Here is a 14561-nt window from a genome sequence, read left to right on the forward strand (position 1 = left end):
TACACTGAATTTATAGAGGACTATAAGGCGTTATTCTAATTTACTGTAAGGAGAGAAATGAATTGAATCTAGGAAATCCGATAGCCAAAGGAAATACGGCTGAAATTTATCTTTGTGATAATAAAGTTGTGAAATTGTTTAAAGAATACTTCCCTAATACAGAATCTCTATACGAAGCACAAAAACAAAAGTATGCATATTCATGTGGTTTACACGTTCCTAAAGTATTTGAAGTTACAGAGATACAAGGTAGACAAGCTATTATTATGGAATATGTAGAAGGGGAAAGTGTTGGTGAGCTTTTGCTTAATAATTTGAGTAAAGAGGAGTATTTCATAAGTATTTGTGTAAGTATACAACAAAAAATTCATGCTATATCTGTGAACTCTAATGAAATAGAACCGATGGAAGAAAGGCTTTATCGTCAAATTAACTCCGTACATGATCTGGATGAAAAACAAAAGGGAAATATATTAAAAAAGTTAGATTAAATCACATTTGAACCTAGAGTATGTCATGGTGATTTTCATCCGTTTAATTTAATTATGAGTAATGGTGATGTGAATATTATAGATTGGGTTGATGCTAGTTCAGGTGATATTCGTGCAGATGTGTTTCGGACATACTTATTGTATTCACAGAATTCAGTGGAATTAGCTGAAATGTATTTACATATATATTGCAAAAAAACAGGTTTATTAAGAGATGAAATTTTCCAGTGGGCTCCTATAATTAGTGCAGCTAGACTGGCAGAGACTAAACCTCTGTAAATAAAAGATGTTTTTCATGTATTTATTCTGATTCTTGTAAGGATGGTGTATCATTTGTTTTTTACTCATTGATATTCCCTGTTATTTTTTTCTTGCTAATTCTTTTCGGTTTGTCATATACTTAAAAGAGACCAAACGTTTTCTTTTAGGGGGACACAATGCGTAAAGGTGAATTAACAAAAAGAATGATTCTTGATCGTTCCTCTGCTCTGTTTAATGTAAAGGGCTATAGTGGTTCTTCAATTTCTGATATTATGCGAGAGACTGGGCTGGAGAAGGGTGGTATTTATCGTCACTTTAAAAATAAAGATGACTTGGCTGTTCAAGCCTTTCAGCACGCAACTTCACAAATGGGAGTGCGTTATGTCGAAGAGATAAAAAAAGCATCCAATACATTGGATAAGTTAAAAACTTTTATTTCAGTTTTTACATCTCTCATTAATAATGATCCTCTTCCTGGAGGGTGTCCAATCATGAACGTAACGTTAGAAGCAGATGATTCCCATCCTCTCATGGCAGTACAAGCACAGATAGCGATGAATCAATTACTTGGAATAATTGAAAAGATTATTACGTATGGAATTGAGCAAGGAGAGTTAAAACCAGATACTCAAGCAAAGCAGATTGCTATCATCTGGATTTCTTCTCTTGAAGGAGCACTTGCCTTGTCACGCTTATACCAAGATACAGTCTATATTGATACAGTATCGTCACGACTTTTAGATGAATTGGAAAAACAAATTACGGCCAAGTAAGCCGTAATTTTTATCGCTAAAAAGAGACTGCTCGGTTTCTTTTTTGAGGGGGTGATCACTTAATAGAAATTCCATGATGGAACTATGAAAAAACGGATGAGAGAAGAATGGTACTAATACAAAATAGTAAATTGAAAAATGTGTAGAGTATGAACAATTTCGGCCTACCTGTTTCTAATTTTTGGAGGAGTGTGAAAAAGGATATGAGAGAAATAGAAACAATCGTAATTGGCTCTGGACCTGGAGGATATGTTGCTGCAATAAGAGCTTCACAATTAGGGAAACAAGTGGCAATTATAGAAAGAGAGAATCTTGGTGGCGTATGTGCTAACGTCGGCTGCATTCCATCTAAGGCACTTATTTCTGTAGGTCATCGTTTTGAGGAAACAAAGCATTCAGAAAATATGGGTATTTTTTCTTCTGGTGTAAATGTGGACTTCGCAAAAGTACAAAAATTTAAAAACAACGTTGTAAAGAAATTAGTAGGTGGTGTAGAAGGGTTATTAAAAAGCAATAAAGTAGAAGTGATAAAAGGTGAAGCTTATTTCATGGATGCTAACACTATACGAGTAACCAATAAAGATGCAACTCAAACATATACATTTAAAAATGCAATTATAGCTACTGGATCACGCCCAGTTGAAATTCCAGCATTTAAATTTACAAAACGTGTGATTAACTCTACAGGTGCACTTAGTTTAACTGAAGCTCCAAGTAAATTGGTTGTAATCGGTGGTGGTTACATTGGTACTGAATTGGGCTCTGCTTACGCTTCCCTCGGTTCTATAGTAACAATTATTGAAGGAGGTAAAGATATTTTAACTGGCTTCGATAAACAAATGACTCAAATTGTGAAAGAAGACCTTATAAACAAAGGTGTTACAGTAATAGTAGATGCATCCGCTAAAGGTGTTGAAGAAGTTGAAAATGGTGTAATTGTTACCTACGAAATTGATGGTGAAGAAAAGAAAGTTGACGCTGATTACGTATTAGTAACGGTTGGCCGTCGTCCTAATACTGAAAATATGGGTTTTGAAAAAATCGGTATTGAGTTTTCTGACCGCGGTTTATTAAAAATTGATCAACAATGCCGTACTAACCTTCCGAACATTTTTGCTATCGGTGATATTATTGCTGGTCCGCAGCTTGCACATAAAGCATTTTACGAAGGAAAAGTAGCTGCTGAAGCTATTTCTGGTGAACTATCATGTGTTGATTACTTGGCAATTCCAGCAGTTTGTTTCACAAATCCTGAATTAGCTACAGTTGGTTATACTGAAGAGCGAGCAAAGGCAGAAGGCATGGAAGTAAAAGTGATTCAATCCCCATTTTCAGCAAACGGTTGTGCACTTGTATCAAATGAAGGAAAAGGGTTCTTGAGGCTATTGGTGCGTAAAGAAGATGGTGTATTAGTAGGTGCTCAAATCGTGGGTAATGGTGCATCAGAAATAATTGCAGAAATGGGTTTAGCAATTGAATCAGGCATGACAGTTGAAGATATTGCATTAACACCACATGCTCAACTAACTTTAAGTGAGATTGTGATGGAAGCTGCTGAGGCCTTAATTTACAATTTTAAATAAATATTAATTAATAAAAATTGGATTGCTTCGTTTTTTAGAAATTCTAAATAAAATAAATGTAGAGATAAATATGTAAAAAACAATCTTTACTAATAAACTTCTTAATAAAATATTATGGCTAATTGAGCCGTTTTTTTACCGTGAAAAAGAGACTATTCGGTTTCTTTCTGTGAGAGGATTTATTCATTTATTAGAGAATTAAAAGTCGAATTATGGAAAACAAATATGAGAGGAGAATACAAATGAGTCAATTTGTTAATTCAACAATGGAAGGTAAAAATTTTAGTGCTGTTCAAGTAGGAAAGTGGGAGGATCTGCTTCAATATAAAAATGGAAATCCATTTAAAGCTCCTGGAAAGGTATTTCTTAAAGATGAATTACAATGTACAGGGATGGAAGTTTCACTAAATGTTTTCCCTCCAGGCATTTCAATGCCCTTTTATCATAAGCATAGAGAAAATGAAGAGCTGTATATCTTCGTCAAAGGACAAGGGGAATTCAAGATTGATGATGAAATTCTTGAAATCAAAGAGGGTACTGTCATAAGGGTGGCACAAGAGGGGGAAAGAATTTGGCGTAACAATTCAAGTGAACCTCTCTATTTTATTTGTATTCAAGCTAGGGCAAATACTTTGGAAGAAAGTAATATCGAGGATGGTATTAAGCTAGATAAATCCGTTGAATGGATTGAAAAATAGGTGCCACTGTACGATTAAATATCGTTTCGCTCCTTGTATTTTGTCTTTTGAAGAAAACTTATCTATAGAAAAGTACACCCAATTGTTAAACTGAATGTAACAATTGGGTGTACTTCATAGGAAACCAACTGTGTTTAAAGAATGGCTTTTTTCAATCTTTATTCTATAAAGGTTCATTATCCGTACTTGTTCCTCAGTTAACTCTTCTTTATTCCAATACATATGTATTAAACTATATTCGAATATCTCCTTTAATTTAATAAACAATGGAAGCTGTTCTATCATTTCTTTAGGTAGATCATTTTCCTCCTGGTATCCGTCGATTATTGCTTTTGTAATAGAATTCTCATAGTCGACTATGTTGCCATTCCCAACGAAAGAATATTCTATCGCGCTATAGACTGGAACAGCTAAATCGAATATGTAAAAATGTTTTTCACAGTCTTGAAAATCAATCATTGTTAAATTTAAATCATTGTCCACTAATATGTTTTCTAACCATAAATCTCCATGAATTAAGCCGTAATTTGAAGTGGACTTTGGCAGCTCCTTTATAGAAGTTAAAACGTCAGATGCAATTTCTCTTATAGTAGTTTCTTCTTTTGGGATATAGTTAAGAAAATTATACTCTTCATTTTCATACCAATCGTTTATATGATTTACCGGTTGAACTCTTTCAAAGTCTTTAGATATACGATGTAATTTTCCAATTTGTTGACCGAGCTTTTTAAATACATTAGAATTCCATTCGTTTCTTGGTAAATGTATACCAGGAGCAGCTTTATATAATACAGCAAAAACTTCTTTGTCTAATGTTATTTTCTCTACTAAATTCGCCTTTAAAGAAGGTATTATTAGAGGGACTCCTAAGCCCTTTTGATATAAAAAGTTCGTATATGTAACTTCTTCTAATTGCTCTTCATATGTTTTATAGTTTGTAATTCTAACGAAGTAAGTACCTTGTGCTGTGAGACATTGATACATTTCATTTGTTATTGGTTTCATTTCAATAAAATCCAATGGATATAGTTTATTAATTAGTTTAAGTATCTCTTTTTCTATATTATTCATTTTAACTTCCTTTCCAAACATAAATTTTCCACTTACAAAACTACTAGTTCCTTAACTTACAAATTTCGTGTTTTATTTGGTAGAATCCTTTAAAAAAGATTTATCCCGTAAAAGTCCGATTAGTATGGGATAATAATCAGTGGGGAGGAACAAACTTCCCACTGATTAAAGTTTCACTTTATTAGAAAGTTAAGTAAATGTATGGAAAAATAAGATAGCTGAAAAAATATGAAATGAGTAATTACATATGATATTTAAAGGTTCTAGAGGGTGGTTAATGTTATAAACCACAAGAAATATCAAAAGAGAGAAGTGGATACTTCTTATAATATTTAGTGAGGAGGGGGATAAATGAATGAACATATACAGCTAATGATTGAATGGATTGAGGGCAATTTAAAAAAGAAGTTTTCATTAGATAAATTATCTAATTATATGGGATATTCTCCTTACTTCTGTTCGTTTAAATTTCATCAAGTAACAGGGATAAGTATTAGACGATATATTCTTCTTAGAAGATTGTATTTATCAACGGAAGATTTGACGAATGATAGAAAGATAATTGATATCGCATTTGATTACGATTACTCTTCGCAAGAGGCTTATAGTAGAGCATTTAAAACTGTTTTTGGTATAACCCCAGGAAAATTCCAACTTAACAAAATACCGGTTCAATCATTTATTAAACTCTCAATCAATGATGGAAAGGAGTGGGATAGAATGAATTTTTCTAGAAAAATTGAAGTTGATCAGTTACGAAATGCGAAGAGTGAGCTGTTTGATAAAGATGTACTAAATATATTAAATGGTCAATTTATGTATGAAGAATTTAAAAGTGAAAAACTAATGGGGGAGTCTGATTACGCTCCATTTAATGAAGCTATGTGTGTAAATACGACTACTGCACAGATTTTTGATGATGAGTTTATTAAAACAAGGGCAGAAGGACACCAAGGTACTGTAGAAAATTATACGAAAAAGGTTATTCATCCTTTAGAGAATCTTTTTAAGAAAGAGTATAAATGTATTGTTTTATGGTTCGGTGAAGATATGTTTTGCCAAATGAATCTACTTACAGTACTTTCTTACCTTGAACAGTCTGGTTATAAGGGAAAAGTATACTTAAATAGCTTCAGAGAGGATGAATTTAAAGTTAGTCAAATTGAACTTGAATTAGGGAACTATTTTTCTGTTTACAATGAAGTTCTAGTAAATCATAAAAAGCCATCTCATGAGGTACTACCTGTAATGTATCAGGCGATAGATTTATATTTAGAAATGCTAAAAGAAAATAATGTAGTAGTAAAGTATATCTCCAAAAATAAAGATTTACCAACACAAGAGTTATTAAAAAGGTTATTTAATCTTTTTCCAACAATAGGATATGGGGACCTACAATATATAGAGCTTATTAATAAAGCGAGATGAAAATTGAAACTAATTAGAAGAGAATACAGTAAAAAAGATGCACCTAAAAGTATAGGTGCATCTTTTTTACTTATATTTGTTCAAGTAAATTTAATTCTTCTTCTACAAATGCCATTAATTCTTTTATTGTCTCACTAGAAAAATCAAAACGAATTCCAGCTACTTCATATACCTCTGGTAAGGATTCAGAGCTACCTAGGGATAATGCTTGTTTGTAATTTTGTAGTGCTTGTTTAGGATTCTCTTTATATTGTTTATACATTTGCAATGCACCAAGTTGCGCGATTGCATATTCGATATAATAGAATGGTATTTCGAATATGTGTAGTACAGGTAACCAGCCAGTTGCTATCCAGTTTTCATAACCTTCAATATTTACCACATTCGATTGGTAAGTGTTATGTAATTCTAAATATTTTTCATTTCTTTCTTTAGCAGTATGATTTGGATTTTCATACATCCAATGTTGGAATTGATCAACGATAACCATTTGTGGTAAATACTTAACAATATCTTTAAAGAAATCTAATTTTGCTTTTATAAATTCTTCTGTATTCTCATAAAATGTATCCCAATACTCCATCGAAAACAATTCCATTGTCATGCTGGCTAGCTCAGCTGATTCTGAAGGGATTTCTAAATATTTTTGTAGCTTTAGCTGCTTCATACATTCATTATGAATACTATGGCCCATTTCATGGAGGAAAGTAGTAACATCATAATGTGTATGATTGAGATTCATAAAAATAAAAGATAATTGAGAAGCAGGTAAGTGTTCGCAAAATCCTCCAGGTGCTTTTCCTTTACGACTTTCTAAATCTAAGCAATCATTTTTATGCATACGGCTCAATAATGCAGAAAATTCTGGGTCTAGTTTTTGTAAAATATGAGAACTTTTTTCGATTAAATCACTCTCGTCTTCAATGGGTTTTAATACTTTTTGATTTGGAGCGGCTGCTTTTAGATCCCACGGACGAAGTGTATCTACTTGAAGTTCAGCTTTTTTCTCATTAAATATATTATCAATAAGTGGCACAACGTATTTACGAACGGATTCTGCAAGTTCATAGCAATCATCAGCCGTATAATCAAAACGTTCATGTTTTTTAAACATATAATCACGATAATTATCTAATTGAATGTTTTTTGCCTTTTGGTGACGGATTGCAATTAATTCATTTAAAATATGTTGTAAATTATTTTCAACAGATAAAAATTTTTCGGAAATGAGCGTTTTTGCTTTTTTTCGTATATCACGATTCGGATTTTGTAAGTAAGACTGTAGTTCAGTAATTGTTTTTTCTTCGCCATCCCATAGTGCAGTCAAACTGCCTGTAATTTCGAAGTACTCGGTTACTAATTTGTCTTCTTTTACTTCTAAATCAATGTTCTTTTCACAAAATAATGTTTGCGCATTTTTTATTTTTTTATCTAGTAAGCTATAAGTTTTTGGATCAAGTTGCATTCGAAATGGTGACTCTAAATATTTATTATCAAAGGAATTTTGATAACGTTTCAAAAGAGGCCTTACATATTGTTGATCATATTCAAACGTATCTTTTATTTCTTTGTTATCTGTATTACATTGAAAGTCAATATAGTGTGATCTCAATTGTTCTTCGATTTCCCATATTAATTTCGACTGTATTTTCAGCCAATTTTCTAAATCTTCTCCTGAAGAAATGGGTTTACTTAATAAAGTAGATAATTCGTTCTCTAGCTCATGTATATTACGGATATCGATCGTATTAGAGTTCTGCATTATTTACCCCTCACTTTTTATTTACTCAAGGAGGTATTCTTCTTTTTCGCTATGATTCCTTTTTTTTCTAGAAAATTTGTGCCTATTACTCCAAGAACAATCATAAGTGTACCGACAATATGATAGTAGGCAATTTGCTCGTGTAAGAATACAACGCCTACGATAATGGTAATAAGTGTAGATAAGTTGCTAAAAACACTTATTTTGGCTGCTTCAATATAAGATAGTGAATAGTTTAATAATAATGCTGTCAGTAAGGAAGATAGTAATCCTAAATATAAAATGGAGATAAGGAATGTTCCATTCGTAAATGGCTTAAAGTATACAGTTATTGTACCTTTGTTCATATGGTCAATGATTGCGATGAAATTAAAACTAATAAAACCGATTGCTGTCATTGTGTATGTTAAATCCATCAGCTTGAATTTCTTTGTCATTTTTCGAGTTAATACATTGTAGCAAGCAGATGATAATGCCGATAATAAAATGAGAATAACACCGATAAAGCTCGTTTCATGAGCCCCTATACCATTCATAACAAATATATAAATGACACCTATGACAGAAATACATACTGATATTTTTTGCCAAGTATTCGTATATTCTTTTAAAAAATATGAAGCGAGTATCATTGTAAATATAGGGATAGCAGCCTGTATAATTCCAGCTTCAGATGAACTTGTATATACTAGACCAAATGCTTGGAAAGCAAAGAACAGTGCTGGATAAAATATTGCGAGTGGCAAAAGGGCAAGTATGTTTTTGAATGATATATTTAACTTTACAAAACCGAAAATAATCGGAATGCTTGCTGCTATGAAAGCAATTGTAAAACGATGAGCAAGAGTATCAAGAGGGCTCGTAATGGTTAATGCTAGTTTCACAAACATAAATGAAAATCCAATAATTAAAGAATAGAGTAACGCTGATAAATATGCTTTTGTTGTATTTTTCATAATTTCACCTCATAGTAGTTAATTTCTTACTGGCCAGTATACGTACATAGTAATCTTTATGATCTAGTGCTACAATGTGAACAAATGCAAACTGTACCGGTACAAATTAAATGTAGGGGGTGTAATGATGTATAAATATTTACATGTTTTAAATGACTTAGAACGTATGATTCAAAATGGAGAGATAAAAGAAGGGAAGAAATTACCGTCTATACGGTCACTTGTTACGCAATATGAATGTAATAAGGCGACTGTAATACGAGCGCTGCATGAATTAGAAAAGCGCCATATTATTTATTCTGTACCTCAAAGTGGATACTATGTTGTTAAGAAATCTGGGAGTTACATAGAAAATAACGAGATGATTGATTTTGCTTCTTCAGCACCAGATCCCGATGTTTTTCCATACTTAGATTTTCAGCATTGCATTAATAAAGCGATTGATACATATAAGAATGATTTGTTTATATACGGAACACCGAAAGGGTTACCATCTTTAATTTCGGTTGTGCAAAAACAATTAGCAAACTATCAAGTTTTCACTAATGAAGAAAACATATTTATAACGTCAGGTGTCCAGCAAGCACTTGCTATATTAACTTCTATACCATTTCCAAATGGACATAGCACAATACTAATTGAACAACCAAGTTACCATTTATATATTGAATATGTAGAAATAAATAACATTCCTGTAATCGGAATTAAGCGTACGCATGAAGGGATAGATTTAAAGGAACTAGAGAGGGTATTCAAAACAGAAAAAATTAAATTTTTTTATACAACTCCAAGGTTTCACCATCCACTTGGAACGTCGTATTCTAAAAAAGAGAGAGAAAAGATTATTAAACTTGCGAAGAAATATAATGTATTTATAGTGGAAGATGATTATTTAGCAGATTTAGAGACTGATTCAAAAGTAGATCCTTTTTACAGTCAAGATAATTGTAACCATGTTATATATTTGAAAAGTTACTCAAAGATTATTTTTCCAGGTTTACGAGTTGGAGTTGCAGTCATTCCGCCATCCATCGCAAATGATTTCCATAAATATAAAAAGATATTAGATATTGATAGTCCGATGATTTCTCAAGCTGCTTTAGAAATTTATATAAAGAGCGGAATGTTTGATCGGCATAAACATAAAATTAAAGCTTCGTACTACAATAGATCAATAAAACTAGCAGAAACATTGGAAAAAGTGCAAAATGAAAACCCATCTTTGTTTACATATAATAAGCAAAATACATTGGGAATACACACTTGTTTAGAAATGCAGAAAAACATAGTGACGGAAATACTTATAAAAAAATTAAGTGAAAATCAAATAAGTATTGATTCTATTGATAGAAATTATTTAAATGATTTTCATAAAGAAAGGTTGTTGAAGTTAAACGTATCGAATGTAAAGGAAGATAAGATTGAAGAAGGTATTCGCAAAGTAATTGAGGAAGTAAAACAATTGGGACGTCTAGATTTTCAATTTAAAAAAGAATAATACGTATAAGGAGGTTTGTTATGAAACGAAAAATAATAGCCTTGTTTGTATGTATTACTATAGTTATTGGAGCACTTGTAATTATTATCAATAGTAAAGAAAGTGACAAATGTATAGCAGTTGCTATGTATTCGAGAGGTGTTATAGTGGATCATAACAACGAACCTATATCTAATGTGAAAATTTATGAAGATTCCATTAAAAGTAAAGAGCGTGCTATTTCAAATCTACAAGGTGAATTTGAAATTATTAATGGCGTGTGTGGTAAAATTACGTTACAATTTGTTACTCCTGATGGAGAAATCTATACGAAAGAATATGATAGTGAGCATATACCAAAAATAATTAAACTTAGTGATAAAAATGAAGGAGAATGATATGAAACCATTACAGGGTAAAGTTGCGGTTGTGGCCGGAGCAACAAGAGGTGCTGGAAGAGGCATTGCGATGATGCTTGGTGAAGCGGGTGCAACTGTATATGTAACAGGAAGAAGTACTAAAGGGAATTTATCCTGTATGGGAAGAACTGAAACGATTGAAGAAACGGCAGAGCTTGTTACAAAGCAAGGCGGAAAAGGAATCGCAGTTCGTGTTGACCATACAGTAGAAGAAGATATTAAAGCTTTATTTACAAAGATTCAAGAAGAACAAAATGGACAGCTTGATATTTTAGTAAACGATGTTTGGGGTGGTGATCCTTTAACTGAATGGGAGAAACCTTTCTGGGAACACAATCTACATAACGGATTATTAATGCAACAAAGAGCGGTTCATTCTCATATGATGACGAGCTACTACGGTGTACCATTAATGGTGAAAAATAAGAAGGGGCTTGTTATTGAAATTACAGATGGTGTCGATTATCAATATCGAGGTAATTTGTACTATAGTTTAGCAAAAGTCTCAACAATTCATTTAGCAGAAGCAATGGCGAAAGATTTAGAGCAACATAATATTACAGCGGTTGCAGTTAGCCCAGGATTCCTTCGTTCAGAAGCGATGTTAGATATATTTGGTGTAACAGAGGAGAATTGGCGAGACGGAGCAAAGCAAGATCCTCATTTTATCGCATCGGAAACTCCTTTCTTTGTTGGCAGAGCAATTGCATCTTTAGCAAGTGATCCAAATGTTCATGAAAAAACGGGACTAGCGCTAAGTTCATGGGAATTAGGAAGAGAGTATGGATTTACAGATATGGATGGAAGACGACCAGATTGGGGAAAATATTTTGAGGAGAACGTTTTAAATCAAAATTAAGGCAGTATAATATTTTTAAGAGCGCTCTTAGTGAAGAGTGCTCTTTTTCATTAATGTAAATATTTACCTAGCATCTTTTTAAAGTGATTTTTATCGTAATTTACATATTGGGTAGCTGTATTCCGTATTGGATCTCCTGCATAAAACCTTTCGTACAATTCGTGTCTGGATCCTAGTGGGCTTCCGACAATATCCCATGCTAATTTAAATAGCTTTGTACGTTGTTCAGCATCTATGTTCGTTCCTTTAAAGTGTTTTTTCAACAAATCCGATATCGGACTTTGGAAATCTTTCATGCTGGAAGGTAGTTGAATAAAGCCACCTGCTCCAATTAATTGTAAAATTTCTATTGCGCGGGGATAATATTTCGAACCAAGATTTCTTGCAGTTTCAATATATTTAAAGTTTGGCAAATATGTTTGGTTCTCATAAATAGTACCTTCAATTTCTGAGGCAATTAAGAGAGCTCGAATTGTTTCAATTTGCATAATTAATTCCCCGAGTTTCTCTTGGACATGCAAATAAGTATTAGCACCGATTGCTTCAGCAATTTCACAAGCGATTGCAGTTATAAATTCGAGCTTTACTAGTAATCGTATAATTGCTTGATGATAAGCTAAACAACTAGAAGCTACATCTGATTTTATTGCCCATAGTGCTTCAGGATTGTTATAAAGTAAAACACGTTCCCAAGGTACAAATACATTATCGAAGATTAATAGTGCATCCATTTCATCATACTGCGAGCTAATAGGGGAATCAACTGTACTTGAGGATTTATTCGCAAATGGCTCTCTACAAACCATATGTAATCCTGGGGAATTAGCTGCGACAATGAGAAAATGAGCAAAATCTTTTTGAGCGTCAGTCAGTTTTGTTAATGGATAGATTAATAAATCATTTGAATAAGGGGAAGCAGTCCCTATCATTTTTGCACCATTTAAATAAATTCCGTCGGTAGTTTTTTTCGTAATTCTAAGTAATCCTAATTCATTTACATTCAACGTTGATTCTGTAGATCGATTTATTTGTGGATCACGCTGAACTACACTTATAAACAAGTGTTTATCTCTAGCTTTTTCATAATAAGATGTGATTTTATCTGGAAACTGTGAATCGAATTTTTTATAAAAATATCTTGATGCGTACCATCCAGTAAGTCTCGATCTGGCGTAATCGGATAATCTACTCATTACACCGTCTGTAAAAAAACTCCACGTTTCAAAGGCGGTTCTCCTCATTAATAATTCGTTATAGGAACTAGGAACTAAAAAAGCTGTATGGACAAACTCTTTCGTTTTTGAACTCACATATCCAACAGAGTTTTTTCGTATTGGATCATCGAATAATGAAAATAAATTAGAAATAGTACATAGTGTACCCGCGAAATTTTTGTCTGTAGTTACATCTACTTTCTTTCCATAGAGCCAAACATTTCTTCCATCTTGTAAACTCTTTATATAAGAATCCTTCAAATTTTGCATATTTCCTCCTTCTAAAGACTACTCATATATTTGTACATCTTTTAATGGTGGAGAATATACGTGGAATGTTATTACTGCTGAATCTGTAGCGTTATACATTTTATGCACAGTATCTTTTTTACGGTAAAAATATTTCCCTCTGTAAACTCTTCAATCTGTTCGCTATTGTTTTCGTACGTTATATTTTGTAATGTGCCATTGACTATTAGGATACATCCTAAAGATATTCCGTGATCATGAACAAAAGTCTTTGCTTTGCTTGGAAAATTTAATACTATAATCTCCACAAATTCAGACTTATAGATAACGTTTCTTCCGTATTCGAGATTAGCTGGTGAAGTTATGAAAGGAGATACTTTATGAAGTGTAATATTTAATGATTGAATAGCGTGTAATAAATTGGCCATATCGTAGTCACATAGGTTATTAAACGCTTTTTTTGTATGTTATGAATCAATTGCATGTAAAACTTCCTCCTAAGCATGTGCAGTGAAAGAAAAAGTAATCTCATATTATATAGTACGTAGTTGATTACATAATATTGTATTGAAGCATTTCAAAAGAGTGACTGGTTTTAATTAGGGGAATATCTGTCTTTCAATAAATTGGTAATTAATACCTTTATTTATGTTATGCTTGAACTATACGTATTATCTAAGGGGGATGAAGTATATGGCGGTCCTTTTGGTTGAAAATTTATACCAATTATCAATTGTTTTACTATTACTTTGTTCATTTTGTTTTTATAGATATTTAAAGAAAATGAAAAGGGAAAGAAAGCTTACAGGTTTTGAAATTACGATGTATATCGTGACGCAACTTGCGTATTTCATTTGGGCGGCAACAACTTTTCTTAAAATGTTATCAGAATAGTAATCTTCATGTATGGTTAATTGTCTATTAGATGCTGGGCAGAAATGTACAGTAAATAAGGACATGGGTAATTTTATCGATTGGGTAAATAAATATAGTCGGTATCTAGATCGATAACAATATCACTTATAACGATTTTACAAAAAGAGTGGGGAATACGTTCGTAATTATTTCGAATGACACCATATTAGATATTTCCGCATGCTTTACATTCAAATACATCCTTTTTAATTTCGTAATTGAGACATATTGTCCAGTTACATGCTCATTAATTCCATATCTATCAAATTCAATTACCATGTTATCACTGTTGGTTGCTAGTCAACTTTATAGCTTAAATTTCGGATGAAACATTCACATTAATTATGATAAATAGTTTAAGAGCTACGTTAAATACATTTTTTTATCATTGGGGTATAGTTCATC

Annotated in this window: 12 protein-coding genes and 3 pseudogenes; 9 read left to right on the forward strand and 6 right to left on the reverse strand. The window is 32.4% G+C overall.

Annotated elements, in window-relative coordinates; translation table 11 throughout:
- The first annotated feature begins 62 nt into the window (after positions 1-62).
- The 4 genes and pseudogenes from MR066_RS00300 (at position 63) to MR066_RS00315 (ending at position 3806) form a co-directional block, all read left to right on the forward strand.
- Positions 63-770 (forward strand): annotated as a pseudogene (locus tag MR066_RS00300) (aminoglycoside phosphotransferase family protein).
- 158 nt (positions 771-928) lie between these two features.
- Positions 929-1525: a TetR/AcrR family transcriptional regulator gene (locus tag MR066_RS00305; protein WP_002136484.1), complete on the forward strand. Its 597-nt coding sequence runs from the start codon at positions 929-931 to the stop codon at positions 1523-1525.
- 203 nt (positions 1526-1728) lie between these two features.
- Positions 1729-3108 carry a dihydrolipoyl dehydrogenase gene (gene lpdA / locus MR066_RS00310; RefSeq protein ID WP_242245557.1) on the forward strand — a complete coding sequence of 460 codons (1380 nt, stop codon included), beginning with the start codon at positions 1729-1731 and terminating at the stop codon, positions 3106-3108.
- Positions 3109-3350: 242 nt separating this feature from the next.
- Positions 3351-3806, forward strand: coding sequence for a cupin domain-containing protein (locus MR066_RS00315; protein WP_012260972.1), 456 nt, complete (start codon positions 3351-3353; stop codon positions 3804-3806).
- Between the two features lie 114 nt (positions 3807-3920).
- On the opposite strand, the gene MR066_RS00320 is transcribed toward MR066_RS00315, so the two are convergent.
- A complete protein-coding gene (locus MR066_RS00320; RefSeq protein ID WP_242245558.1) occupies positions 3921-4898 on the reverse strand; it encodes a phosphotransferase enzyme family protein in 978 nt (325 codons plus the stop codon).
- Between the two features lie 330 nt (positions 4899-5228).
- On the opposite strand from MR066_RS00320, the gene MR066_RS00325 reads away from it, so the two are divergent.
- On the forward strand, positions 5229-6305 hold the full coding sequence (locus MR066_RS00325) for a helix-turn-helix domain-containing protein (RefSeq protein WP_016091399.1): 1077 nt from the start codon (positions 5229-5231) through the stop codon (positions 6303-6305).
- A 70-nt stretch (positions 6306-6375) separates the two neighbouring features.
- Here the strand turns inward: MR066_RS00325 and MR066_RS00330 are convergent, their stop codons facing one another.
- Positions 6376-8067, reverse strand: a complete 1692-nt coding sequence (locus MR066_RS00330; protein ID WP_242245559.1) for a M3 family oligoendopeptidase — start codon at positions 8065-8067, stop codon at positions 6376-6378.
- Between the two features lie 17 nt (positions 8068-8084).
- Positions 8085-9023, reverse strand: coding sequence for a DMT family transporter (locus MR066_RS00335; protein ID WP_242245560.1), 939 nt, complete (start codon positions 9021-9023; stop codon positions 8085-8087).
- Positions 9024-9150: 127 nt separating this feature from the next.
- On the opposite strand from MR066_RS00335, the gene MR066_RS00340 reads away from it, so the two are divergent.
- From MR066_RS00340 to MR066_RS00350, 3 genes are read left to right on the forward strand one after another with little or no spacing between them, the layout of a single operon-like run.
- Positions 9151-10521 (forward strand): aminotransferase-like domain-containing protein, encoded by a 1371-nt coding sequence (locus MR066_RS00340; protein WP_242245562.1) that lies wholly within the window; start codon positions 9151-9153, stop codon positions 10519-10521.
- A 20-nt stretch (positions 10522-10541) separates the two neighbouring features.
- Complete coding sequence (locus MR066_RS00345) at positions 10542-10898, forward strand: serine/threonine protein kinase (protein ID WP_002147709.1); 357 nt, start codon at positions 10542-10544, stop codon at positions 10896-10898.
- A gap of 1 nt (position 10899) precedes the next feature.
- Entirely contained in the window at positions 10900-11778 is an 879-nt protein-coding gene (locus MR066_RS00350; protein ID WP_242245564.1) for an SDR family oxidoreductase, read from the forward strand.
- A gap of 50 nt (positions 11779-11828) precedes the next feature.
- Here the strand turns inward: MR066_RS00350 and MR066_RS00355 are convergent, their stop codons facing one another.
- Together MR066_RS00355 and MR066_RS00360 are read right to left on the reverse strand one after the other, a co-directional pair.
- Positions 11829-13262: a 4-hydroxyphenylacetate 3-hydroxylase family protein gene (locus MR066_RS00355; protein ID WP_242245565.1), complete on the reverse strand. Its 1434-nt coding sequence runs from the start codon at positions 13260-13262 to the stop codon at positions 11829-11831.
- An 18-nt stretch (positions 13263-13280) separates the two neighbouring features.
- Positions 13281-13725: pseudogene (locus MR066_RS00360) on the reverse strand (cysteine dioxygenase).
- A 209-nt stretch (positions 13726-13934) separates the two neighbouring features.
- On the opposite strand from MR066_RS00360, the gene MR066_RS00365 reads away from it, so the two are divergent.
- Positions 13935-14135, forward strand: coding sequence for a hypothetical protein (locus tag MR066_RS00365; protein ID WP_219918654.1), 201 nt, complete (start codon positions 13935-13937; stop codon positions 14133-14135).
- Positions 14136-14208: 73 nt separating this feature from the next.
- On the opposite strand, the pseudogene MR066_RS00370 reads toward MR066_RS00365, so the two are convergent.
- Positions 14209-14435: pseudogene (locus MR066_RS00370) on the reverse strand (hypothetical protein).
- Positions 14436-14561 lie beyond the last annotated feature (126 nt).

Origin of the sequence: Bacillus cereus group sp. BfR-BA-01523 (assembly GCF_022662615.1) — a bacterium.
Taxonomy (GTDB): domain Bacteria; phylum Bacillota; class Bacilli; order Bacillales; family Bacillaceae_G; genus Bacillus_A; species Bacillus_A mycoides.